We start from the raw sequence: 638 nt of genomic DNA, 5'->3' as shown, positions 1-638 counted from the left end.
CTTGTATGTACGGCACCACCATTACCGTAGTAGACGGCTACGCGCGCGCGATTGCCGAACCGGTACGCCTGTTGCGCGGTAAAGACAAAACCGGCAACGTCGAACTGTTTGCTTGGAACATTTGGGTCGCAGGCTCAGGCTTGGCCGTAATTTTCTGGTTCAACAGCGCAATGGCAGAGCTGCTCAAATTCGCCATGATTACCGCTTTCGTTGCCGCCCCTGTGTTCGCTTGGCTGAACTACCGCCTCGTTAAAGGCGACAAACGCCACAAACTGACCATGGGCATGAACTTCCTCGCCATTATCGGTTTGATTTATTTGACCGGCTTTACCGTTTTGTTCCTGCTGAACCAAACAGGCATCTTGGCTGCGCCTAAATAAGCCCATATAAAAAAGGCCGTCTGAAACTCAAAAACAAGTTTCAGACGGCCTTTCCAATCAATCATATCTTTTTGAATTTTCATTCAAACCCATTATAATGACTCCTTATTTCGCCGTTGCAGACCACTCGACGGCATCCGTATTTTGGAAAATTTATGAAGCCGTCTATTTTAGAAAAACTACAACAACTCAGCGACCGACTGGAAGAAGTCACACATCTGCTCGGTCAGCCTGAAGCCACGTCCGACATGGACAACT

1 pseudogene is annotated in these 638 nt (G+C 48.3%); it reads left to right on the top strand.

The annotated features are described in order from the left end of the window. Nucleotides 1–380 (top strand): annotated as a pseudogene (locus ACTHUR_RS15280) (divalent metal cation transporter); the annotation flags it as partial. Between the last annotated feature and the right edge of the window lie 258 nt (nucleotides 381–638).

Source organism: Neisseria sp. P0021.S007, from assembly GCF_051956855.1.
The sequence above is the reverse complement of the archived record's forward strand: the minus strand, read 5'-3'. Positions and strand labels throughout refer to the sequence as shown.